The sequence below is a fragment of the Actinoplanes sandaracinus genome (assembly GCF_030009775.1).
GTDB classification, from domain to species: domain Bacteria; phylum Actinomycetota; class Actinomycetes; order Mycobacteriales; family Micromonosporaceae; genus Actinoplanes; species Actinoplanes sandaracinus.
Map to the genome: position 1 here is coordinate 58624 of NZ_JASCTH010000030.1, position 22329 is coordinate 80952.

General features: G+C 73.0%; 17 protein-coding genes. All 17 read left to right on the forward strand.

Features of this window, described 5'->3' with window-relative positions; translation table 11 throughout:
* The first annotated feature begins 3 nt into the window (after positions 1 to 3).
* The 17 genes from QLQ12_RS36525 to QLQ12_RS36605 are packed head-to-tail and all read left to right on the forward strand — an operon-like array spanning position 4 to position 22326.
* Complete coding sequence (locus QLQ12_RS36525; RefSeq protein ID WP_282765392.1) at positions 4 to 504, forward strand: phage tail protein; 501 nt, start codon at positions 4 to 6, stop codon at positions 502 to 504.
* Positions 504 to 1319: a hypothetical protein gene (locus tag QLQ12_RS36530; protein WP_282765394.1), complete on the forward strand. Its 816-nt coding sequence runs from the start codon at positions 504 to 506 to the stop codon at positions 1317 to 1319. Before QLQ12_RS36525 ends, QLQ12_RS36530 begins: the two co-directional genes overlap by 1 nt.
* A complete protein-coding gene (locus QLQ12_RS36535) occupies positions 1316 to 2146 on the forward strand; it encodes a hypothetical protein (protein WP_282765395.1) in 831 nt (276 codons plus the stop codon). Before QLQ12_RS36530 ends, QLQ12_RS36535 begins: the two co-directional genes overlap by 4 nt.
* Positions 2146 to 3447, forward strand: a complete 1302-nt coding sequence (locus tag QLQ12_RS36540) for a DUF4255 domain-containing protein (RefSeq protein WP_282765397.1) — start codon at positions 2146 to 2148, stop codon at positions 3445 to 3447. The genes QLQ12_RS36535 and QLQ12_RS36540 overlap by 1 nt, the downstream gene beginning before the upstream one ends.
* The gene (locus QLQ12_RS36545; RefSeq protein WP_282765399.1) at positions 3444 to 5495 is read left to right on the forward strand and encodes an AAA family ATPase; all 2052 of its coding nucleotides are present in this window, start codon (positions 3444 to 3446) and stop codon (positions 5493 to 5495) included. The genes QLQ12_RS36540 and QLQ12_RS36545 overlap by 4 nt, the downstream gene beginning before the upstream one ends.
* A complete protein-coding gene (locus QLQ12_RS36550; RefSeq protein WP_282765401.1) occupies positions 5485 to 5724 on the forward strand; it encodes a hypothetical protein in 240 nt (79 codons plus the stop codon). The genes QLQ12_RS36545 and QLQ12_RS36550 overlap by 11 nt, the downstream gene beginning before the upstream one ends.
* Positions 5721 to 10583 carry an eCIS core domain-containing protein gene (locus QLQ12_RS36555; RefSeq protein ID WP_282765403.1) on the forward strand — a complete coding sequence of 1621 codons (4863 nt, stop codon included), beginning with the start codon at positions 5721 to 5723 and terminating at the stop codon, positions 10581 to 10583. Before QLQ12_RS36550 ends, QLQ12_RS36555 begins: the two co-directional genes overlap by 4 nt.
* The gene (locus QLQ12_RS36560) at positions 10580 to 11890 is read left to right on the forward strand and encodes a leucine-rich repeat domain-containing protein (RefSeq protein WP_282765404.1); all 1311 of its coding nucleotides are present in this window, start codon (positions 10580 to 10582) and stop codon (positions 11888 to 11890) included. The genes QLQ12_RS36555 and QLQ12_RS36560 overlap by 4 nt, the downstream gene beginning before the upstream one ends.
* The gene (locus QLQ12_RS36565; protein WP_282765406.1) at positions 11887 to 12618 is read left to right on the forward strand and encodes a hypothetical protein; all 732 of its coding nucleotides are present in this window, start codon (positions 11887 to 11889) and stop codon (positions 12616 to 12618) included. The genes QLQ12_RS36560 and QLQ12_RS36565 overlap by 4 nt, the downstream gene beginning before the upstream one ends.
* A gap of 18 nt (positions 12619 to 12636) precedes the next feature.
* On the forward strand, positions 12637 to 12918 hold the full coding sequence (locus tag QLQ12_RS36570) for a hypothetical protein (protein ID WP_282765408.1): 282 nt from the start codon (positions 12637 to 12639) through the stop codon (positions 12916 to 12918).
* Positions 12918 to 13976 carry a phage late control D family protein gene (locus QLQ12_RS36575; protein ID WP_282765410.1) on the forward strand — a complete coding sequence of 353 codons (1059 nt, stop codon included), beginning with the start codon at positions 12918 to 12920 and terminating at the stop codon, positions 13974 to 13976. Before QLQ12_RS36570 ends, QLQ12_RS36575 begins: the two co-directional genes overlap by 1 nt.
* A gap of 1 nt (position 13977) precedes the next feature.
* Entirely contained in the window at positions 13978 to 14535 is a 558-nt protein-coding gene (locus tag QLQ12_RS36580) for a phage baseplate assembly protein V (protein WP_282765412.1), read from the forward strand.
* Positions 14535 to 14864 carry a hypothetical protein gene (locus QLQ12_RS36585; protein ID WP_282765414.1) on the forward strand — a complete coding sequence of 110 codons (330 nt, stop codon included), beginning with the start codon at positions 14535 to 14537 and terminating at the stop codon, positions 14862 to 14864. The genes QLQ12_RS36580 and QLQ12_RS36585 overlap by 1 nt, the downstream gene beginning before the upstream one ends.
* On the forward strand, positions 14861 to 15241 hold the full coding sequence (locus QLQ12_RS36590) for a GPW/gp25 family protein (protein WP_282765416.1): 381 nt from the start codon (positions 14861 to 14863) through the stop codon (positions 15239 to 15241). The genes QLQ12_RS36585 and QLQ12_RS36590 overlap by 4 nt, the downstream gene beginning before the upstream one ends.
* Positions 15238 to 17745 carry a baseplate J/gp47 family protein gene (locus tag QLQ12_RS36595; protein WP_282765418.1) on the forward strand — a complete coding sequence of 836 codons (2508 nt, stop codon included), beginning with the start codon at positions 15238 to 15240 and terminating at the stop codon, positions 17743 to 17745. Before QLQ12_RS36590 ends, QLQ12_RS36595 begins: the two co-directional genes overlap by 4 nt.
* A complete protein-coding gene (locus QLQ12_RS36600) occupies positions 17742 to 20075 on the forward strand; it encodes a baseplate J/gp47 family protein (RefSeq protein WP_282765420.1) in 2334 nt (777 codons plus the stop codon). The genes QLQ12_RS36595 and QLQ12_RS36600 overlap by 4 nt, the downstream gene beginning before the upstream one ends.
* Positions 20068 to 22326 carry a hypothetical protein gene (locus QLQ12_RS36605; RefSeq protein WP_282765421.1) on the forward strand — a complete coding sequence of 753 codons (2259 nt, stop codon included), beginning with the start codon at positions 20068 to 20070 and terminating at the stop codon, positions 22324 to 22326. Before QLQ12_RS36600 ends, QLQ12_RS36605 begins: the two co-directional genes overlap by 8 nt.
* The last annotated feature ends 3 nt before the right edge of the window (positions 22327 to 22329 follow it).

Sequence of the window (22329 nt, forward strand, 5' to 3'; positions counted from 1 at the left end):
TCCGTGCCCCAGTTCACGGTCAACGCCACCCGCTTCGACCCGTACAAGAACTACAAGTTCCGGCTGAGGTGGGACGGCCGGTTCATCGCCGGAGTCTCCAAGATCAGTCCGCTGAAGCGGGCCACCGAACCGGTCGCCTTCCGCAGCGGCGGCGACAACAGCATCCAGTACCTGTCGCCGAGCACCTGGAAGTTCGACCCGATCACGATCGAGCGCGGGGTGACCCAGGACGTCGAGTTCGAGGCCTGGGCCAACCAGGTCAACACCATGACCGGGGATGCCGGGATGGCGCTCGCCCAGTTCCGCCGGGAGATCACCATCCAGCTGCTCAACGAGGCGGGGCAGGTGGCCAAGGCGTACAACGTGTTCCGCTGCTGGGTCTCGGAGTACACCGCGCTGCCGGAACTCGACGCGAACGCGCACGTGGTCGCCATCGAGAAGATCGTTCTGCAGAACGAGGGCTGGGAGCGGGATCTGGCCGAGCCCGAACTTCCGGAGCCGTGATGTCCGGCGCGGCGGACCCGGCGATCGCGGCCGGTCCGGTGTGCCGGGTGCCGCTGGAGCGGACCGGCCGCCGCTGGGCGTTGATCCGCGAGCCGGCCGGCTCCGACGAGCAGGCGGTCGGCGGGCACACCACGATGGACGCCGTCCGGCTGCTCGACCGACTGCTGGTCGACGATCCGGCGGCCGCGGTCCGGCCCGGTGACGCCGCGGCGCTGACCGTGGTGGAGCGTGACCTGCTGCTGGCGGCCGCGTACCAACTCGGCTGGGGCCCGCGGATCTCCGGCGCGGTCACCTGCGCGGCCTGCGGCTCGCCGTTCGACCTCGACTTCGTGCTCGCCGACCTGGCCGCCCAGGTTCGCGCCGCCACGCCGGCCGGGGCGGACGGCGTCTGCTCGCTGCCCGGCGGGGTGCGGTTCCGGCTGCCGACCGCCCGGGACGAGACGGCCGTCCTCGGGCTCGCCGCGGACGACGCCGAGCAGGCACTGCTGGCCCGCTGCCTGATCTCCGGCGACCCGGCCGTGGACGGGCCGCTGGTCGAGGCGGCGATGGAGGAGACCGGCGCCGGCATCGATATGGACCTCGCGGCGACCTGCCCGGAGTGCGGACACCACGCGGCGGTGCGCTTCCAGATGCAGGACTACCTGCTCGGCGCCGTCCGCTCGGACTGGGCGGGCCTGCTCGGTGACCTGCACCGCATCGCCATCGCGTACGGCTGGGGTCTGCGCGAGATCCTGTCCCTGCCGCGCAGCAACCGCCGGGCGTTCGTCGCGCTGCTCGACGGCGAGCCGGTCCCGCGCGCGGCGGAACGCCGATGAGCGGTTACCTGCGCCGGATCGTCGAGCGCTCGTCCGGGCGGCCGCTGAGCGCGGTCCAGCCGGCCGTGACGCGGCGCTGGGCGACGGTGGCCGACCCGTTCGCGGCCGTCCCCGACGCGCCGGCCGTCCCGCCGGCCGGTGTCGCAGGCCCGCCGCCGCCCGCCACGGACCACCCGGCGGTGGCCCTGCCCGCGGTGCTGGAGGCCGCTCCGGCGATCGCCCCGCCGACGTCCGGCACGCCTCCCGAGCCGAACCGGCCGGCGGAGACGAGGTCCGCAGCGAAACCCGTCCGGCCGCGGTCACCGATCCGGCCCAGCGGCGCGACCGTGGCCCCGCCCGGCCGGATCCGGCCCGACCCGCTTCGCGCGCCACCGCTGCCCGAGGCGATCACGCACCCGGACTCCGCCGTGTCCGTACCAGAGACCATTCTCGCGGCGCCCGCCGTGCCCGCGCCCGTGCGGCCGGACGCGGCGCCGGCGGTCGCGAAGCCGGCCGTGGTGAAGCCGGCGGCGGGAGAGCCGCCCGTCCCGGTGTTGCTGTCACCGTCGCCACTGCCGTCGATCGCCCCGCGCTCGCCGGCGACCGCGAAGGCCACCACCCCACGCCCGCAGCCCTTACGCGCCCGGGTGGCCGCTCCGGCTCCGCCGCCGGCACCGCCCGCCCCGGCCCGTACGGAGATCGTGATCGGCCGGGTCACCGTGGTCGTCGAGCCGGTCCGGCCGGCCGCGCCGGAGCCGCGCCGCACGCCCGCGGCCCGGCGGGCGCCCGTACCTCCGGCCGGCCCGGCCGGAGGCCTTCCGCAGCGATTCGGTCTCGGACAGCTGTGATGGCACTCCTCGACCTGTCCATGGTGACCAAGGCCCTGACCTCGCTGGTGCAGGCTCACATCAGCACGTCGCCGGCCTGGACCTTCGGGCAGGCGCCCAAGGTCACCGGCCAGCCGCCGGACAAGCTGGAGCCGGGCACGCTCGGGGTCTACCTGTACCACGTCACCGAGGACGGCTATCTGAAGAACGTCGCGGGGCTCGGTCACGACCCGGTCCCGGTGCGGTTGGTCCCGATGGCCGTCTCGCTCCACTACCAGGTCACCGCGGTCGGCGCCGGCACCGGCGAGCAGCCCACCTTCCAGGAGCAGGTGCTCGTCGGCTGCGCGGCGAAGGCCCTGCACGATCACCCAGTCGTCGACGACGCCACGGTGCTGGCACGTAAGGCGCCGCAGCCGCCACTGGAGGTGCTCAAGGCGGTCGGCCTCGACGGCGAGGGCAACACGTTGCGGATCAGCCTGCAGCCGGTCACCGCGCCGGAGGCGTCCGGGTACTGGAACTCCGGGTCGCTGGCCACCCGCCTCTCGCTCTATTACCAGGTGTCGGCGGTGCTGCTCGAGCCGGAACGGCCGAAGTCGATGTCGGGCCGCGTCCTCCGGTACGGCGTGCAGAGCTTCGCCGGGTCGGCTCCCCGGCTGGACGGCGCGCAGAACACCGTGCACGTCGAGGTGCCCGGCCTGCCGCCGCAGGATCTCGTCGCCCGGCCGGCCGAGGTGCCGATCGACGGCCGGGTCACCGTGACCGGCTACAACCTGCGCGGCGACGTGGACAGCCGGCTGGTGCTGCAGCACGCCCGATGGTCCGGGCCGGTCGAGGTGGACGACACGTGGACGGTCACCGGGACCGACGACGAGCTGTCCGCGACCGTACGGGAAGCGGCCGGCACGCAGGCGGTGGTGCCCGGCACCTACACCGCGCGGGTCCGGGTGATCCGCCGCCGCTCGCTGCCGGACGGCACGACCCGCGACTTCCCGGTGCTGTCCAACGGCACACCGTTCAGCATCGCGGCGCGGATCGACGCCCTCACATTCGCCGCCGACATCGGCACCCTGACCGGCTACACCTTCCGCTCCCCCGGGCCGCCGCTGCCTCCGTTCCCGCCGGACGCCGTCCAGCTCAGCGTCGGCGACACCGTGCTGACCGAACGCACCAGCACCGGCGCGCTGGATCCGGGCCAGTTCCGGGTGGAGTCGGCCAGCACCGTGACCTTCCGGCTGCCGGCCGGACTGGGCGGCGGGTCCGCGGTGTCGCTGCGGCTGGTCGTGCTCGGCGCCGAGTCGCCACCCCGCTGGATCGAACCATGACCGCCGAGCCGATCGTGGAGACCGTTCTCAGCCGGGTCCGGCTGCGGGCGGCGTTGCGGGCCGGCTGGCTGCGCTCGCTGTGGGCGGACGAGCAGGGCCGCGCACCCGGCTGGTCGATCAGCCACGCCGAGGTCGACACCCTTCTGGCCGGCCGTGACGGCCCGGCGGCCGAGGCGGACTGGGCCGCCCGGGAGGGCGACGAGGGGCTGCGCAAACGGCTGGCCGCGGCGGAGTCCGCGCTGGACGGCGACCGCGCCTCCCGGCTCGCGCATCTGTGCCGGGTGTTCCGGCTGGCGGCGGCGGAACGCGACCTGGTGCAGGCCTGCCTGGGTGCCGCGGTCGACCCGGCGCTCTCCCGGGTGTACGGGTACCTGCAGGACGACGCCGCCCGGCAGTACGTCACCGATCACCTCGTCGGCCGGCTCTACGGCCACCGGGATCCGCTGGTCGTCGACCCCGGTTCGGCGCTGTTCACCTGGGACATCGTGCTGAGCACCGATACCGGCGTGGGCGAGCCGCCCGCCCGCACGCTCGATCCGGCGATCCGGGACTGGCTGCTGGGCAGCGATGCGCTCGACCCGGAGATGGCCGACATCGCCGGGGTCCAGCCGGTGCTCCCGCCGCTGGCGGACTGGCCGCTCGACGATGCCGCGGCCGCCGTGAACCGCTGGCTGAGCAACCGGCCGCCGACCCCGGTCCGCGTCCGGGTGGCCGGCCTCCCCGGCAGCGGCCGGCGGTCGTTCGCCGCCGCGCTCGCCGGCCGGATGCGGTTGCCGCTGCTCACCGTGGACCTCACCGACCTGGCCGAGGACCGGTTCGGGCCGGTCTACCTGCGGGTTCAGCGGCGTGCCTTCCTGGACCGGTGCGCGCCCGCCTTCGTCGGCGATCCGTCGCCGGGCATCCGGCGCAACCAGCGCCTCGACTCACACTTCCCGCTTCAGTTCGTGATCGACGAGAACCCGGCCTGGACACCGCCCGCCGGCCATGCCGTGGACCACCTGGTGGAGCTGCCGGCTCCGTCGCTGGAGACCCGCCGGGCGCTGTGGCGGTCGTACGCGCCGTGGAGCGCCGACTGGCCGGCCGACGACCTCGAGAAGCTGGTCACCCAGCACCGCACCCGGCCGGCCGACCTGGAACTGCTGCACCGCCGGGGTCCCAGCACGCCGGCATGCGCCGGTGCGATCCTGCGGGACACCGCCCGGGACTCGCTCGGCGACCTGGCCCGCCGGCTCGACTGCCCGTTCGAGCGTGGCGATCTGGTGGTCACCGACGCGGTGGACCAGGCCCTGGACGATCTGTTGTTCGAGGCGCGGAACAGGGCCGCGCTGTGGGAGCAGCCGGCCGCCCGGCGGTTGTTCCCGCAGGGCCGTGGCCTGCTGGCGCTGTTCTGCGGGCCGCCCGGAACCGGTAAGACCATGTCGGCGCAGGTGATCGCGGCGGCGCTCGGGCAGGACCTGTTCCGCATCGACCTGGCCACCGTGGTCAGCAAGTGGGTGGGCGAGACCAGCCGCAACGTGGACCGGTTGCTGCGCCGGGCCGCCTCGCAGGATGTGGTGCTGCTCTTCGACGAGGCCGACGCGTTGTTCGGCCGGCGCACCGAGATCAAGGAGGCGAACGACCGCTTCGCCAACACCGACACCGGCTATCTGCTGCAGGCGATCGAGAGCTACGAGGGCATCGCGCTGCTGTCGACCAACCGGCGGGGCGACATCGATCCGGCCTTCCTGCGCCGGATCCGCTACGTGCTGGACTATCCGCTGCCGGACGCCGCCGAGCGGCTGCGGCTGTGGGGCACCCTGGTCGGCGCGCTGGCCGGCGCGAAGCGCGCGGACGCGCTGGCCGGCGGTCTCGCCCGGCTGGCGGCCGGCATCGAGGTGACCGGCGCCCAGATCAAGTTCGCGGTGCTCACCGCGATGTTCGCCGCCCGCCGCGACCGCACCGCGGTGACGCTCCCCCACCTGGTGTCCGGGTTGCGCGGTGAGCTGGCCAAGGAGGACCGCCCGCTGGCCGAGCGGATCCGGGAACGGCTGGTCGCCGATGACGACTGACCGGGTGATCATCGAGGAGCTGTTCCTGCGCCTACCGGGGCTGAGCGCACCGGCCGCCCGCCGGGTGTCGCGGGAGGTCGCCGAACGCATCGGGCACGGCCTGGGGAAGGCGTTGCCGGCCAGATCGCTGGGCGCGCTGGACATCACGGTGACCGCGCGCCCAGGGGCGAGTCGGGACGAGCTGGTCGAGACGGTCGCGGCCGCGGTGCTCGAGGCGCTGACCCGATGAGTACAGCCGTCGCGCGCAACGCCGCCACCCCGGCGACCGGCCGGCGGACGGCCGAGGTCAAGCCGGCGCCGGCCCGCAGGCCGTCCGGGCCTCCGGCGGTGGCGGCGGGCGGGAATCACCGCCACGCCGGCCCGCTGCCGGGCGACGGGCCCGGACGCCCGCTGCCCGAGGCGGTCCGCCGCAAGGTGGCCCCGGTGGTCGGTGCACGGGCCGCCGACGCCGCGCGCGTGCACACCGACGAGGCGGCCGAGGCGTTCGCCGCCGGCCACGAGGCGTACGCGGTCACGGTCGGCACGGAAATCTACTTCGCGGCCGGGCAGTTCCGGCCGGGCACCCGCGACGGGGATTGGATCATCGCGCACGAGGTCGCGCACGTGGCCCAGGCCCAGCACGGCATGCTCGACCGGCCCGCGTTCCTGGCGGTGACGCCGGCCGGCCCGTCCATCCTGGAGACGACCGCGGACCGGGCCGCGGACCGGGCCGTCGACGGCGTGGCCGACGAAGACGTCGTTACCGAACCCCGACCGGAACCGGAATCGGAACCGGAGGAGCGGCCCGGCGAGCTGGCTCCCGGCGGGAAAGTCCGCGCACCGGGCGAGGAGGCCGTGAGCGACGCCGCGCCCGCTCCTCCCGCCGTCGTCGAGGCCGGCACCGCGGACGCCGGACCCGCGGCCCGGCCGGACGTCCCGTTGATGCCCGAGCCGGCGGCCGGCCTGTCGGCCGGGGAACAGTCGCGGCTCACCGGCGTACGGCGCCGCGCCGCCGCCGCGAGCACGACCACCACCGCGGTGCCCGCCGCCGGCGAGAACGTCACCGCCGGCCAGGCGGCCGTGCAGGAGCCGCAGGTGGAAAGCGACGCCCGCGCGGCCCGCAAGCTCGTCGAGGACATCGCCGCCAAGGAGAAGCCGAGCGTCGACGTCGTCGAGTTGTGCGACCGGATCCGCCGGCTGATCGCCTCGAAGCGGCCGGCCGACGAGGAAGGCGTCATCGACTCCCGGCCGGTCGAGGTGGCCGACCAGGCCGGGCGGGGTGTGCAGTCCGGAGTGCAGCGGAACGTCGACGCCACCAAGGCCTCGTACGGTCCGTTGGACACCGCCCCGCAAGGCCCGGCGCCGCCCGCCGCGCCGGGCGTCGAGCCGATCCCCGGCGCCGCGCCGGTCCCGCCGCTCGCCGCCGGCGCGGCGACCCCCGACCCGGTGCCGGCCGATCAGGTCAGCCTGGACCAGGACACCTCGGCGATGAGCGCGCAGGCCCAGAACGCCGGGCTGGAGAAGGACGCCGCCAAGCTGGTGACCGGCGGGCCGGTGGCCGAGGCCCGGGCGGCCCAGGGCGAGTTGAGCACGCTGGCCGCCGGCGGACCGGCCGAGGCGCTCAAGCACCAGCGGGTGGCGCTGGCCAAGTCCGACGAGGACCTGGCTGCCCTGCAGGCCAAGGCGGTGGCGTCGCTGCACGCGGCGCGCACGGAGCATGCCGGCGGCGTGCAGGGCCAGCAGGACCGGCTCAAGGAGAGCGGCGAAGCACTGCGGACGCGGCTGTCGAAGCGGGCCGAGGACATCTACTCCGGCGCGCAGACCAGGGTGCAGGAGTTGCTGTCGGCGGTGCCGGGAACCGCGATGGGCAAGTGGACGGCCGGGCTGCCGCCGCTGACCGAGAAGTTCAACAGCGACCTGAAGATCGTCACCGGCCAGGTCGCGGAACGGCACGAGGGGGTCGGCGGATTCTTCGTGTCCGGCTGGGACGCGGTCGCCGGGCTGCCGGACTGGGTCACCCGGGCGTATGCCGACGCGGAGAAGAACTTCGGCGACGGTGTCTGCACGCTCATCCTGGACATCTCGAGCTACGTCAACGGCATCATCAAGATCGCCGACGAGATCATCGTGACCGCGCGTACGGGCATCACCGCCGTCTTCACCACCGATCTGCCGGCCGAGGAACAGGAGTGGGCGGCCCAGCAGCTCAAGGGTTTCGGCCAGAAGCTGGACGCGTTGCACGACCAGGCCGAGGCGACCCGCACGGCATTCAACCAGGAGCTGATCGAGAACGCGGGCAACGCGGTGCAGGCCGCGCGCGAAAAGATCCAGCAGCTGCGCAAGGCGGCCCGGGGCCTGTGGGGCCGGTTCCTGGACGCGGTCGGCCGCTTCCTCGACGACCCGGTGAAGTTCATCATCGACGGCCTGCTGGAGATCCTCGGCATCTCGCCGCCGGCGTTCTGGGCCGTGCTGGAAAAGATCAAGCAGGTCGCCCGCGACATCGTGGACGCGCCGCTGGCCTTCGCGAACAACCTGATGGGCGGGATCGCGGCCGGCTTCCAGCTGTTCTTCGACAACATCGGCAAGCACCTGATCACCGGCCTGCTCGAATGGCTGCTCTCCGGGCTCAAGCGGGAGGGCATGTCGATCGAGATCCCCAAGGAACTGTCGCTGCGCAATGTGGTGGTGTTCTGCCTCCAACTGCTCGGCATTTCCTGGGCGCGGATCCGCAAGCTGCTGGTCGAGCAGCTGGGCGAGAAGCCGGTGGCCATCATCGAGAAGACCGCCGGGGCCATCTACACGCTGGCCACCAAGGGCATCGGCGGCATCATCGAGGACATCGAGAAGACGCTCGAGCCGAAGACCATCATCGACGCGATCATCGACGCCGCGATCCGCTTCATCAGCGAAACCCTGATCGTGAAGGTCGCCCAGCGGATCATCCTGATGCTCAACCCGGCGGGCGCCATCCTGGCCGCGCTGGAGGCCATCTACCGCGTACTCAAGTGGGTCTTCACCAACGCCGCGAAGATCTTCCATCTGGTCGAGGCGATCGTGAACGGCCTGGCCGACGTGATCTCCGGCAACGTCGCCGGCGTCGCGAAGACGGTCGAGAAGGCGCTGGCCATGCTGGTCGCACCGGTGATCGACTTCCTGGCCGACTACCTCGGGCTGGGCGGCCTGCCGGCCAAGGTGGCGACCGCGGTGAAGGGGCTGCAGGGCTGGGTGGAGGGCGCTCTGCGCCGGGTCGTCACGTGGCTGGTCGACATGGGCCGCAAGCTCCTGGCGAAGCTGGGCATCAAGGGCAAGGACGACAAGACGCCGGCGGGCGACACGGCGGTAGGCCTGCGGGTGCCGTTCGAGGGCGGCGGTGAGGCTCACGAGTTGTTCATCGCGGTGACCGGCGCCAACGCCACGGTCATGATGCGCAGCGAGGTCACCACCGTCGAGCAGTGGCTGAAGGACCGCGCCGCGCAACTCGGGCACGCGAAGACCGCACCGAAGATCAAGGCGGAGGCACCCGCGCTGATCGCGGAGGCGCGCAAGATCGCCGGCCTGACCGACGCCCAGGCGGACAAGGTCGTCGCCGAGGTCGGCACGGCAGCGACCAAACCGGCGGCCGCTCCCCCGCCCGAGAAGATCGCGAAGGACCAGGAAACGGTTGTCCGCGAGGAGCGGGAACTGGCCGCGGTACTCAAGAGGATCGCCGACCTGTACGGGCTTGCCGGGCCGGTCGTCGTGCGAACGGTGCTCCCGCAGTCGCCGGTCCGGCTCGAGCCGCGCCTGCCGCGGCAGCTCGTCACCGACCTCGCCGAGGGCGCCGCGACCGGCATCTTCAGCGATTCCCGGCAGGACGACACCCTGATCGGCCACCTGCTGGCGAAGTACCCGGAGAACTTCAAGGACGGCACACTCCAGCTTCCGCCACCTCCGCCCGGCGATCTCCAGTCCGCCCGCAACCTGCGCAACCTCGCGCAGCGTGCCGGTGCGGCGGCCTTTGTCCGCCGGGTCGTTCTTCGCAGCGACCCGACCGGATTCGCGTTGGACGCCGGTTACGACGTGATGAGCACCGGTCTGATCACCGGTCCGGCACTACGTGGTCCCCGGCAGCGGATCGAGGCGTTCAAGGCGGTAGCCAAGGTCGCGCCCACCTCGGCCAAGGGTCGATTCAAGCCGATCAAGGACACCACGGCGGCGGCGTACCCGTTGTCCTCCGAAGAGCCCTTCGATGCCGAGAAATATGAGAAGCACTTCGCCGAGGCGGAGAAGCTCAACCGCGAGGACGTCAATCTCGACCTGGACGACTGGTTCGCGCAGGGCGCCGCCGGCGGCATCGCCCAGGTCAGCCCGGAGGGCGCGAACCTCTATGTCGTCGTGCAGGGCGGCGTCTACGAGGATCTGGTCGCCGACACCGAGGCCGACGTCGTGGACCCGCTACTCGAGGCGGCGGTCCGGGACGCGCCGGGGGTCCTGAACTTCATGACCAGGATGGCCTCGGACGGGGAGGTCGGCTCGCTCGGCTGGGACCGCTTCGCCCTGATCTGGAAGGAGGACCCGGCCAGCCGCGAATGGCTGATCCGCCGCTTCCGGGGTGCACACCGAGGCATGCACGAGTGGATTCCCAGTGACTACGTGCCGAGCACGATCGCGCTCGCACAGAGTGCGGCGAATTTCCTCGACGGCGTCAAGTGGATCGAGCTGCACCACGCCCTGCGCACGGAGACTTCATGGCTGATCTTCGATACGCGGTATTGGGCGAAGGAGAGGCTGGGCCCGGAGGAACTCTGGGTGCCGCAGGGCCACTCCGGTGCCGTGTACATCGGAGGACGGCCGCGCACCGAGTATCAGGAGGACTTCCACAACGCCTTGCGTGCGGCGTTCGACAGCAGCACCGGCATCCATTCGTGCATCGAGCTGCTGTACGGCGTGTTCCTGGACTGGATCTGGGACGGCAGTGGTGTTCTCGTGCCGCTGCACCCCGGGTTGCACACCAAGGGGGGCCGGGTTCTTGACCCGGCGAAGCTGGCGGCCGAGCAGGCCGGCAACTTCGAGAACGTCAAGGGCGACTTCCGCACGATCCGCGACAGATTCGGGAGCGCGGCGACATGATCGAAATCGTGGACCACGGGGTCCGATCGGCCGCCGAGCAGGCGATCGGTCACCCGCCGCCGTTCTCGGCCAACGAGCTGGACGCCGTGGCGGAGCTGCGTGTGCTGCACGCCGAAGAGCTCGGCGAGCTGCGCCACTGCACCGGCCTGACCACGCTGGAACTGACCGCCTGCGCCATCCGCACTCTCGACGATGTCGCGGGGTTGGATCGGCTGGAAAAGCTGCGTGTGCTCGCCTGCCCGGTCGAGGACGCCGGGCCGCTGGCGGGTCATGCCGCCCTGGCGGAGATCAGCCTCGACTTCTGTTTCCTCACCGATCTCGCGCCCCTGACCACCGTCGGCGGTCTGCGGCGTGGCCGCTTCCTCGGCAATCCGATCGAACCGGCGAGCTGGCACGAGATCCGCCCGGCCTGGCAACGCAGCCGCTCCGGTGGCCGGCTCCGCCTGCTGGAGTTCGGGCCGGCGGAGGCGTGGGAGTTCGCCCGCGAAGCCTGGGAGCACGACGTGCGCATCTGCTGCGGTCTGCTGGACGGGCTGCGCCCGGTCCTGGTCCGTCCCGGGATCCCGGACTCGCCCGGTGTGACGGTCGAGGCCGTCCACGGTTTCGGCGGCGCGGTGGTGGCCGCGGCGCGACGGGGCGAGTCGACCGACGACATCTACCGCCGCAACCGGGACTGGGCCGCCGGCCAGGGACTGGACCGGCCTGCGGACTTCGGCAGTCACCGGACACTCGGCGACGCGGAGGACGCGCGGTCGTGGGTGTCCGGAACGCCGGACGCGGAGGCGCTCGAGCGATTCGTCGCGCACTTCCCGGACACCGTGTTCTACCGGGAGGACGACGTGGTGCACGCCGCCATGGCCGGCCTCGCCGGTGTGCCCGTCCCCGAAGCCGTGGCCGCGTCGCGGTCGGTGCTCGCCGGGATTCTGCCCGACGACCGGGTCCAGTTCCGGATCATCGAGCCCCGTCCGACCGCCGATGTCTGGTACCTGCCCGTGCCCGGCGCCTACGACACCGACGAGCGACGCGAGCTGATCCGGGACCAGGCCGGGCTCTTCCCGCTGGCCGAGTGGGTCGAGACCGGACACTCGATCCTGGCGGCCCGGCTGGCTGACGACGATCCCGCCGTCTACGAGTTCGACGAGCACGAGATGACGGTCACCCGGCGGCGCGGGCAGCCACTGACGGACTCGACACATCGGGTCGCCGCGTCGCACGCCGACCTGTTGTCCCGGATCGCCGTCTACCGACTTTCCGACGGGACCGAGATGCCCGCCGTGCTCGACACCGAAGGGACTACGGGGCGATGACGAACCGGTCTCCGCTGGCGCCGAAGGTTCTCAAGGGGGCGTTCATCCGGCTGGACGTCACCGGCATCGGCCCGGTGCCGCAGGTGATCGGGTTCCAGTACAACCCCGAGTCGCTCACCCGCAAGCTCAAACCCTACGAGCAGCCGCCGGACAAGGAAGCGGACCCGCTGAATCCCGCCGCGCGGGTCGCGCCGTACGACCCCGAGGAGGAGATGGACGTCGTCATCGCGTTCGACGCGATCGACGATCTGGAGGAGCCGGCGCTGCACCCGCAGACCGTGCTCACCGGCGTCGCCGACCGGATCGCCGCGCTGGAGATGCTGATGTATCCGACCATCACGCCCGGATTGCTCACGTCGGCGGTCGGGGCGATCGCGGGCGCGCTCGGGGCCGCCACCGACACGGTGCCGGACAAGGCCGAGCTGCCGGTGGTGTTGTTCGCCTGGGGGCCGGGCCGGATCCTGCCGGTCAAGATCTCCTCCTTCACGGTGGAGGAACAGGCGTTCAACTCCGCGCTCTACCCGATCCGGGCCAAGGTCACCGTCGGCATCCGGGTGCTGACCGAGGACTACTTCCGGTCGAAGCTGGCGAAGGAGACCGACCCGCTGCCCCCGGCCGAGTCGATCGCCTGTGCCGCGTACCGGGCGGCCACCACGCAGAAGAAGGTCCTCGCCGCCACCAGCGTCGCGTCGGGCGTGGCGAGCCTGCTCGCCACGCTGCCGTTCTGACCAGGAGGGATACGCATCATGTCCAGTTACGACGAGCGCAGCCGCTACCGCGACGTACCGGTTTACCAGGTGCCGGACCACCGGGGCCGGACGGTCAGCGTGGTGGCCGTGCCCCCGCCGCCGGAGCAGGCGGTCGCCGGCGTGCACCTGCTGCGGCAGGGCGAGCGCCCGGATCACCTGGCCGCGCAGTACCTGGACGACCCGGCGGGATTCTGGCGCCTGGCCGAGGCGAACGACGCCATGCAGGCGGAGTGGTTGACCGAGCGCCGTGAGATCACCGTTCCGGTGCGGAGGTCCTGATGCCGCTCGGGGTCGCGATCGCCGTCGACGGCACGGTCGACGCCTCACTGGCGTCCGCCAGTTGGGTCGAGGTGCACGAGCGCCTCGGCCGGCCGACGGTGTTCCGGCTCCGGTTCGAGTTCGAGGCGTCGGCCGGGGACTTCGGCCTCCTGGTCGACGACCGGTTGTCGGCCGGCGCCGAGCTGTCCGTTCTGGTGCCCGGCGCCGGCGGCAACGAGTGTCTGGTCGCCGGACCGGTGGGCGCCCAGCGGGTGCACTTCGAGCACGGCGGCGCGGGCAGCTACGTCGAGGTCCGGGGCAGCGACACGTCGATCACGATGGACCGTCAGGCGCGCTCGGCGCTCTGGCCCGAAGTGACCGACAGCGACGCGGTGACCAGCATCATCAGCTCGTACGGGCTGGCGCCGGACGTCGAGTCCACCGCGGCCGGCCACTACGAGAACAAACACACGCTGGTGCAGCGGGAGAGCGACCTGGCCTTCGTACGCCGGCTGGCACGCCGCAACGGGTACGCGTTCTGGGTCACCGCGGATCCCACCGGCGTGCGGACCGCGCACTTCCGCAGGCCGCCGACGAGCGGGCCGGCCGCGGTCACGCTGACCATCAACAAGGAACCCCCGCACCTGCGGTCGCTCGACCTGACCTGGGACACCGAGCGCCCGACCAGCGTCGAGGGAATGCAGGTCGACCTGAACACCAAGGCGGATCTGGACGGGGCGATGGCCGAGTCGCCGCTGGCCGCGCTCGGCTCGGACGATCTGGCCGCGATCACCGGCGACACCCGGTCGATGTTCCTGGCCGCACCGGTGGACGACGCCGGTGACCTGCGGGCCCGCTCGGCCGGTGCGCTGACCGAGTCGTACTTCTTCGTGCGGGCCACCGGGGAGACCACCCGGGAGCGAGTCGGCCGGGCGGTCCGCGCGCACACGGTGCTGGACCTGCGGGGCGCGGGCTCCCGGCACAGCGGCTCCTACCTGGTCGCCGGGGTCCGGCACACGATCGACGCGGGGAGCCACCGGATGGAGATCGAACTTCTGCGCAACGCGTGGGGAGCCTGACATGGACGTCGATCCACTCGAACAGCTCATCGACTGGGTGCGGTACCGGCAGTTCGGCAAGTACCGGGGCACGGTGACCGACAACGCCGATCCGACCACCCGGGCGCGGCTCAAGGTGCGTGTCCCGGCCGTGCTGGGCGACCTCGAGGTCTGGGCGATGCCGTGCGTTCCGTACGCCGGGGCCAAGGTCGGCCTGTTTATGTTGCCGGAGGCGGGCACCGGGGTGTGGGTGGAGTTCGAGGGCGGCGATCCGTCGTACCCGTTGTGGTCGGGCTTCTTCTGGGCCGACGATGAGGTCCCGGACGCCGCCACCGGCGCGCCGGCCAAGGTGCTGCGGACGGGTTCGTCGACGGTGGTGCTCGACGACGACGTGCCGGAGGTGCGGCTCGCGGTGGACGACGCCGGCGAGTTGACCATCGGCGATGACGTGGTGACCAAGCGGGACAAGGCCGTGCACACCGTCTCCACCGACGGTGTGAGGAGCGAGATGGGCGGCCAGAGCGTCGCGGTGACCCAGTCCAGCGTCTCGGTCGACGACGGCGCCCTGGAGGTGAAGTGATGTCCGGCAACGCGCTGACCGCGAACACGGCCATGCAGTGCCCGCACGGCGGCCAGGTGCGGGCCACCCCGTCCAACACCCGGGCGAAGAGTGACGCGCACCTGCTGACCAGCGGTGACACCTTCACCGTGGCGGGCTGCCCGTTCACGCTTCCGCCGGGCGCGCCCAGCCCGTGCCTGTCGGTGACGTGGATCGTGGCGGATCTGCGGGTGACGGCCGGATCGCCGACGCTGTCGGAGTCGGCCGCGGGCATGTGCCTCAGCGGCGCCAACGTGCCGCAGGGCCCGGTCTCGGTGGTCACCACGCAGCGACGGGTGGGCACCCGATGAGGCGGCCGGTCAGCGACAGCGTCCGCTTCCCGTTCGCGATCGATCCGGAGGCCGGGCGGCTGGCCCAGGAGCCGGACTATGCCGCACACGTCGACCAGTTGATCCGGCAGGTGCTGCTGACCGGCCCGGGCGAGCGCGTCAACCGGCCGGACTTCGGCTGCGGTCTGCGCCGCATGGTGTTCGCGCCGAACTCCACCGCCACCGCGTCGCTGCTGCGGGTCATGGTCCTGGAGGCGCTGGAGCGGTGGCTGGCCGGGGTGATCACCGTCGACCACGTCCGGGTGGTGGCGAGCGACGCGCTGCTGGACGTCACCGTGGCGTACGTGATCAACGCCCGCGGCGAGCGGCGGTTCCTGAACCTGGCGGTCGCGCCATGATCCCGGGCATCGATCGGCGCAGCGCGCTGCACACCGGCACCGATGTGCTCGGCATCGACCACCTGACCGTCGACCCGGCCACTCAGACCACGCTGGACGTGCACTTCCTCGCCGCGCCCTCGGCCACGCAGCAGGCGCTGCTGACCGCGGAGCTCATCTCGATCGTGGCGACCGAGCGGGACGCGCCGCCGGTGCCGGTGGCGCCGCCGGTCACCTTTCCCACGGTCGGCGGCGAGGTCGTCATGCGGGTGTCGACCGTCGTGCCGGGCGGGTTCGGCCGTTACACGCTGACCATCGGTTCGCCGCTGCTCGACCCGTACCTCGCGAGCGTCGAGTTCTCGTTCAAGGCGGGCTGTCCCAGCGATGTGGACTGCGCGCGCGGGGAGCACGTGTGCGGGGACCCGCCGTCGGCCGGCCTCGCGATCGACTATCAAGCCCGCGACTTCTGGAGCATGCGCACCACGTTGCTGGACTTCGCCGCACAGCGGTACCCGCGCTGGGCCGACCGGCTGGCCCCGGACGCCGCGGTGATGCTGGTCGAGGTGATGGCCGCGCTCGCCGACGAGTTCGCCTACCACCAGGACCGGGTGGCGCGGGAGGCGCACCTGGAGACGGCCACCCAGCGGCGCTCGTTGCGCCGGCACGCCCGCCTGGTCGACTACCGGATCCACGACGGCCTGGGCGCCGACACCTGGATCGCCGTCACGGCGGCGGCGAAGGGCTCGGTGCCGGCCGGAACCGCGCTGCACGGCCTGCGCGACGGCGTACGGGTCGGCTTCTCGATCGGCCGGAACCTGGACGAGATGCTGCGGAAGCACGGGTACGCGATCGATCCGGCCCGCAACGACACCCGGCTGATCCCGTACCAGTGGGACGTGCACGACGTCTGCCTGCCGGTGGGCAGCACCTCGCTGTCGCTGGCCGGCGAGGACCGCCCGGGCGGCGGCCAGGCGGTGGCCGACGCGCTGAAGCCGTTCGACGACGACCCGCCCGGCGGGGACGGACCCGGCCGGTGGGTGCTGCTGCGCACCGAGCCGGACGATCCGGCGCTGCCGTCGTGCGCCCGCCTGGTCCGGGTGACGTCGGCCGAGGTGGTGCGGGATCCGCTGCGCGGCCGCGACACCGTCCTGCTGCGCTGGTCGGCCGCGCAGGCGCTGACCGCCGAGCTCGACCTGGCCACCCTGCATGTGTACGGCAACGTGCTGCCCGCGGTGGCCGGCGACCAGGTGACCCGGACGTTCGTGATCGGGCCCGGCAGCGGCGCGCCGTCGCCGGATGCCCTGCTCGCGGCCGAGTCGCCGCCCGGGCCGGCCGACCACCCCGCCGACCCGCCGGAGCCGGCCGACCCGGCCTGGGCGATCGAGCGGACCGGCCCGGACGGCAGCACCGCTCTCCTGTTCAGCCTGTACCGCACCGACGTCGACGGCCTGGTCCGCCGGCGCTCCGTGGCCGACCCCGGGGATCCGCGACGGGCGACGCCGGAGTTGCGGCTGAGCGAGCGGATCCCGGACGGCGCCGGCGGCTTCGTCGACGGACGCCTGTGGATGGCGAGGGCCTCGCTGCTGGACGCCCCGGCGTCGACGGCGCTGGCCCGCGACTATCTGCTGGACGACGGCTTCTGGCGGCGGACGGTCGGCTACCAGCGGGCGGATCACGAGTTCGTCCATCTCGACCACGCCGCCGACGCGGGCGTGACGATCCGGTTCGGGGACGGCACGTTCGGGCTGATCCCAGCCCGGGGCACCCGGTTCCGGGTGAACTACCTGGTCGGCAACGGCCGGGCCGCCAACCTGCCGGCGGGCGCGATCCGGCACGTGCACGACTCGGCCGCCGCCCTGATCGCGGCCGTGGAGAACCCGTTCGCAGTGGACAACGGCGTCGACCCGGAAACGCCGGCCGAGATCCGGCAACTGGCTCCGGAGGCGTTCCGGGCGGTGACCTTCCGGGCCGTACGCCCGGAGGACTACGCGGAGGCGGCCCAGCGCCTCGACTGGGTGCAGCGGGCCGGATGCAGCTTCCGGTGGACCGGTTCCTGGCAGACCGCGTTCGTCACGCCGGATCCGCGGTCCCGGGTCGAGGTGACCGCGGCCGAGCGGGCCGAGCTGGGTGAGCAGCTGGACCGGTTCCGGCAGGCGGGCCGCGAGACCAGCACCCTGGACCCGCGGTATGCCGATCTGGATCTGCGCATCGGCTTCTGTGTCGCGCCGGACGCCTACGCCGCCGAGGTGAAGGTGCGGATCGCGGCCGTGCTGGACGGCTTCTTCGCGCCGGACAACTTCACTTTCGGCACTCCACTGGACCGGTCCGGGCTGGAGGCCACGATCCAGCGCGTCGGCGGGGTACGTGCGGTGGAGGCGATCGCGTTCCGCCGGCGGGGCGTGTTCGGCTGGCTGGAGCTGCCCGCGTCGTACCGGCCCGGGCGTAACGAGGTGATCCGGGTGGAGAACGACGCGCTGCACCCCGACCGCGGTTCGTACGAACTGATCCCGGAGGGTGGCGCATGACGACCAGACCGAACTGCCCGTGCGACACGTTCACCCATCCCGCGCCGGCCGCGATCGACGCCGGCCTGACGGTCATCCCCCGGCAGATCGCCACTTTCGAGCAGTTCCGCCGGGCGATGCTGGCGGAGCTGCCGGCCCACCGTCCGGCGCTGGCCGGCTGGCGCGCCCGCGGCGACCAGGACCTCGGCGTGATGGTGCTGGAGATGTGGGCGTACGCCTGCGAGGTGCTGTCGTTCTACGACGAGACCATCGCGCACGAGAGCTACCTGCGCACCGCCCGGCTCGCTCCCTCGGTGCGCAGACTGGTCGAGCTGCTCGGCTACCGTCCCCGCCCGGCCGTCGCGGCCCGGGCCCGGCTGGCGGTACGCGCGGACGGCCGCCAGCCGCTGGTGCTGCCGGCCGGCACCGCGTTCCGCTCGTCGGCGTTCGGGGCCGAGCCGCCGCAGGTGTTCGAGCTGGACGCGGACACCACCGTGCACCCGCTGCTGAACGGCTGGGCGCTGGAGCCGACCCGGCCGGCGAGCGTGCCGGCCCTGGCCACGACCCTGCTGGTGGAACAGCGCTCGGCGCGGGTCGGCGCCGGTGATCATCTGCTCGTCGAGTCGGCCGGCGCGTCGGCCGGGGTGTTCACGGCGACCTCGGTCACCCGTGGCGCCGGCGGGCACCTCGTGACGCTCGACAAAGCGCTGACCGCCGCGGTGCCACTCGCCACGGCCCGGTTGCTGCGCCCGGGCGCGACCACCACGCTGTGGACCGGGCCGCTGCAGCCACAGACGCTGGCGAACGGCGCCACCACCCTGGCGCTCGCCGGCACGGTGAGCCAGATCCAGCCGGGTTCGCGGATCATCGCGGTCGGCCCGCTCGGCACGGCCGCCCTCACGGTGACCACCACGTCGCAGGAAACCCGGAAGCTGGCCGGCGAGACCACGTTCACCGTCGGCAGCACGACCGTGACCGGCCCGCCGCTGCGCACCCCGGTCACCGTGGTGACCATCGCGCCCGGCTGGCCGGCCGGCACGCTGGGCACCGACCCCGCCAAGATCATCATCGAGTACGGGCTGCAGGAGGCCGGCACCCTCACCATGCCGGTGGATCCCCGGATCCAACCGGGCGCGGCGCTGCGGCTGCGGCCCCCGATCGAGGCCCCGCCCGACGGCACCCGCCCGGTCACGTTCCTGGTCGAGGACGCCGACGGCACCGGCGCCGGCCTGGCCGGCCAGGTCGACTTCGAGACCGGCGCGCTGCTCCCGGGCCAGGGCGGCGGGCTGACCACCGTGCTCGCCCCACCGGCCACCGTGCACGCCAACCTGGCCGGAGTCAGCCGCGGCGAGACGGTCCCGGCGGAGGTGCTCGGCGCCGGTGACGGATCGGTCGCCAACCAGGCGTTCACCCTGCGCAAGAATCCGCTGACCTACCTCTCGGCGCCGACCGGCGTGGACCCGAACGGGGTGCGCAGCACGTTGACCGTGTGGGTCCGCGACATCCGCTGGTCCGAGGTGCCCAGCTTCTTCGGGGCGGCCCCGGACGCGACGGTCTACGTGGTCCGCCAGGACGATGCCGGCGCCTCCACCGTGATCTTCGGCGACAGCGTCCGCGGGGCGCGGCTGCCGTCCGGCGCCGCGGTGGTCGCCCGCTACCGCTTCGGCGCGGGCGCGGCCACACCCCCGGCCGGCGGCATCACTCAGCTCGCCCGGCCGGTCAAGGGGATCACCGCGGTACGCAACCCGGTGGCCGCGTCCGGCGGTGACGACGCGCAGCCGGCCGAGCGGGTCCGCACGTACGCCCCGCGCTCGGCGCTGTTGTTCGGCCGCGCGGTGTCCATCCAGGACATGGAGGCTCTCGCCGCCGGGCAGCCAGGGGTGCGCGCCGTGCAGGCGCAGTGGGCCTGGGACCCCGAACGGCAACTGCCGGCCGTGCACGTCTGGTACATCGGTCCGGCCGGCCAGGCGGGCCCGATCACCACCTCGCTGCGGGCCGCCTCGGCGCCGGCCACCCCGATCACCGTGGCCGGCGCCGAGGCGGTACCCGCCACCCTCGCCGCCGACCTGCGGGTGCACCGCGACCACCAGCGCGCGGTGGTGATCGACGAGGTGGTGCGGACGCTGACCACCCCGGTCTCCGGGCTGCTGTCCGCCGAGCGGATCGGCGTCGGCGTGCCGCTGTTCCGCAGCGTGCTGCTAGCCGAGATCCTCACCGTGCCGGGCGTCACCGGCGTGGCCGGCCTGACCTGGCAGGACGCCGGCTTCGCCGACTACGGCTACCAGCCGGGCAACGGCCGGTGGTTCCAGGTCAGCCTCACCGTGACCGCGACGGAGGACCAGGATGCCTGACGTCAACGACCGGCTGCCCCAGTACTACGCGGAGAAGCTGTGGGAGCTGATCCCGCCGTTCTACCGCGACGAGGACCGCTCCGGGGTGCTCCGCGCCCTCGTCGAGGTCCTCGCCGGCCAGGCCGCGGTGCTGCGGCACAGCACCGACCGCCTGTGGGACGACGTGTTCATCGACCTGTGCGACGGCTGGGCGGTGCCGTACCTGGGTGATCTGGTCGGCACCCGGATGGTCTCGGCGCTGGACACCCGCTCGCGCCGGACCGACGTCGCGAACACCATCTACTACCGCCGCCGGGCCGGCACCCCGGCCGTCCTGGAGGGCTTGACCGCCGACATCACCGGCTGGGAGGGGACGGTGGTCGAGGAGTTCCGGCAACTGGTCCGGATGCCGCACGGTCTGGACACCGCGCCGGCCGCCACCGGCCGGCTCACCGCCGCCCCCGCCCACGGCCTGCCCGATCTGCGCCGGCCGCGCGGTGCCCGGCTGGCCTACGGCGCCTGGGACGAGTACGCACATCTGCCTGACACCCGCCGCCACCGAGGCGGCATCGACGGCCGGTACGGCATCACCAAGCTGGCCTTCCACCTCTACCGGCTGAGCGCGTTCGCGGTTCTGCGGGCCGCGCCCCGGCTCCTGGCCGCGGACTCCGGCGGCCGCCGCCGGTTCACCTTCGACCCGTCCGGGCGCACGGTCGCACTCTTCGCCACGTCCAGCCGGCCGGACTTCACGCATGGATGGCGGCGGGCGCTGGAGTGGGAATTGCCCGCGCCGATCAGTTGCGAGGTGCTCGGGCACGCCGAGTACCTGATCACCGAGGCGGACATCCTGGCCTGGACCGCAGACAGCACGACGACCGTGGCGCAGGCCGGCGTCCTGCGGCTGGTCCGCGGGGTGCCGCTGGCCGGCGAGGCGGCCCTGCGCACCAGGCTGGCGGCGCTGTTCGCGGCCGCGGCGGTGTCGCCGCCCGGCGTGGTCGCGATGCGCCGGATCCTGGCCGATGCGATCATCGCCGACTGCGGCAAGGCGACTCTGCTGCCGACCGCCGGCGACGCCGGTGCGGACCGCTGGTCGATCATGGTGGAGGCCCACCCCGGCGCGGGCACGCCGGCGCCGGTGGCTCAGGAGGTCACCACGGCCGGCAACCTGGCCGGCGGCAGCGTGAACCCGCCGGACACGGTGCTGGTGATCGACGCGGAGAACGGGCTGGGTGTGTTCTCGTCCGGCACGCAGCCCGCCACGATCCGGGTCAGTTACGCGTACGGCTTCGCCGGCCCGATCGGTGCGGGCAGCTACCGCCGGGACGGCTTGCCGACCGTGCCGGCGACCGCCCGGTTAGGCGGCGGCGGGGCCGTCGCCGCACCCGCCACCGGCCCGGACGCCGCGATATCGATCGTGGACAGTCTCCGTTACGGTCCGGTGGCCGACCTGAACGCCGGGCCCCGGCTGCTGCTGCAGGCGGACGGTGAGCAGCGCCCGTACGTGGAACTGGACGCCGATTTGGTGATCACCGCGGACGGGCCGGACAGCGAGCTGACCCTCGACGGCTGGTGGCTGGGCTCGCGCGGTCCTCACGTGATCCGGTTGGCCGCCGCCGCCGGCGCGAACTGGTCGTCGGTCCGGATCGCGCACTGCACGCTGGACCCCGGCGGTCCGGACGCGGACGGCGCCGCGCTCGGGCCGGTCACGCTGTCGATCGAGTCCTCGGTCTCCGCACTGGTGCTCGACGCCTGCATCACCGGGCCGGTCACCGTGGCGGCGACCGGCTTCGTTCGCACGCTCACCGCGACCGACTCGATCATCCACACCATCGACCCGGCCACCGTCCCGGAGGCGTTGCGCCAGCCGGACGGCGAGCTGCGCATCCGGGGCTGCACCGTGATCGGAGACGTGGCGGCGCGCCAGATCGAGGCGTCCGAGTTGCTCTGCACCGGGCGGATCCGGGTGGAGGACATTCAGGCCGGATGCGTACGGTTCAGCGCCTTCGCACCGGACAGCCAGGTGCCGCGCGCGTACCAGTCGGTCGAGATCGCCGATCCGCGGGCGCTGTTCACGTCGCAACGCTTCGGCGATCCCGGCTACGGCCAGTTGTCCGACATCGCGCCGGCAGCACTGGCCCGGGGCGGCGAGAACGGCACCGAGATCGGCGCGTTCCACCGGCTGCTCAACCCGGTCAAGCTCGACAGCCTGCGGGCGAAGGTCACCGAGTTCCTGCCGTTCGGCCTCATTCCCCTCTTCACCACGGAGACGTAAGCC

Coding starts and splice junctions, on each gene's coding strand:
- QLQ12_RS36530 (WP_282765394.1), top strand. CDS start 504: ATGTCCGGCGCGGCGGACCCGGCGATCGCGGCCGGTCCGGTGTGCCGG.
- QLQ12_RS36535 (WP_282765395.1), top strand. CDS start 1,316: ATGAGCGGTTACCTGCGCCGGATCGTCGAGCGCTCGTCCGGGCGGCCG.
- QLQ12_RS36540 (WP_282765397.1), top strand. CDS start 2,146: ATGGCACTCCTCGACCTGTCCATGGTGACCAAGGCCCTGACCTCGCTG.
- QLQ12_RS36545 (WP_282765399.1), top strand. CDS start 3,444: ATGACCGCCGAGCCGATCGTGGAGACCGTTCTCAGCCGGGTCCGGCTG.
- QLQ12_RS36550 (WP_282765401.1), top strand. CDS start 5,485: ATGACGACTGACCGGGTGATCATCGAGGAGCTGTTCCTGCGCCTACCG.
- QLQ12_RS36555 (WP_282765403.1), top strand. CDS start 5,721: ATGAGTACAGCCGTCGCGCGCAACGCCGCCACCCCGGCGACCGGCCGG.
- QLQ12_RS36560 (WP_282765404.1), top strand. CDS start 10,580: ATGATCGAAATCGTGGACCACGGGGTCCGATCGGCCGCCGAGCAGGCG.
- QLQ12_RS36565 (WP_282765406.1), top strand. CDS start 11,887: ATGACGAACCGGTCTCCGCTGGCGCCGAAGGTTCTCAAGGGGGCGTTC.
- QLQ12_RS36570 (WP_282765408.1), top strand. CDS start 12,637: ATGTCCAGTTACGACGAGCGCAGCCGCTACCGCGACGTACCGGTTTAC.
- QLQ12_RS36575 (WP_282765410.1), top strand. CDS start 12,918: ATGCCGCTCGGGGTCGCGATCGCCGTCGACGGCACGGTCGACGCCTCA.
- QLQ12_RS36580 (WP_282765412.1), top strand. CDS start 13,978: ATGGACGTCGATCCACTCGAACAGCTCATCGACTGGGTGCGGTACCGG.
- QLQ12_RS36585 (WP_282765414.1), top strand. CDS start 14,535: ATGTCCGGCAACGCGCTGACCGCGAACACGGCCATGCAGTGCCCGCAC.
- QLQ12_RS36590 (WP_282765416.1), top strand. CDS start 14,861: ATGAGGCGGCCGGTCAGCGACAGCGTCCGCTTCCCGTTCGCGATCGAT.
- QLQ12_RS36595 (WP_282765418.1), top strand. CDS start 15,238: ATGATCCCGGGCATCGATCGGCGCAGCGCGCTGCACACCGGCACCGAT.
- QLQ12_RS36600 (WP_282765420.1), top strand. CDS start 17,742: ATGACGACCAGACCGAACTGCCCGTGCGACACGTTCACCCATCCCGCG.
- QLQ12_RS36605 (WP_282765421.1), top strand. CDS start 20,068: ATGCCTGACGTCAACGACCGGCTGCCCCAGTACTACGCGGAGAAGCTG.